At 62.5% G+C, this 517-nt stretch carries 1 protein-coding gene; it reads left to right on the top strand.

All coding sequences use genetic code 11. The features are described 5' to 3' along the window. Window positions 1-517 (top strand): hypothetical protein (locus AC1DX0_RS37100; protein WP_477359693.1); only part of this gene is annotated, 517 nt, incomplete at both ends.

The raw sequence follows: 517 nt of genomic DNA on the forward strand, positions 1-517 counted from the left end.
GTTCGAGGGTGCGTTGCTCACTTCGGAGATCGAGAAGGACGACCCCGCGACCAAAAGCCTTGCCGCCTTCAAGTGGATCGGCAAGATGGCGGTCGATGAGCGGATCGTCATCGCCAGCACGCGAAGCGGCATAAAGTCGGTCGAGGACTTGTCGCAGCGGGTCGAACCGGCGATCTTTCCGGCGAGCAGCATCGTTTCGCGCAGTGCTTCGGAATGTTTTCTGCTCAATGCCATGCTGGGCCTGCCGATAAAGCCGGTACCGGGCTACGATGGCGGCCAGCGCGCTTTGGCCTTCCTGAGCGGCGAGGGTCAGGTGATCGTCGGCTCCTATCCGAGCCAGGCGAAGATGCTCGACAACAACGAAGCCGTCGCGCTGCTTCGCCTGAACGAGGTGCCGCATCCCTCCGTCCCGACATCGGTGCCGCTGCTGCGCGATATCGCGCCGGCCGGTTTCGCATCGCTCATCGACATGATCGAACTGATCAACAATCTGGGCCGCTGGATAGCAGCGCCACCC

The organism is Mesorhizobium sp. P3_A9, assembly GCF_056402975.1.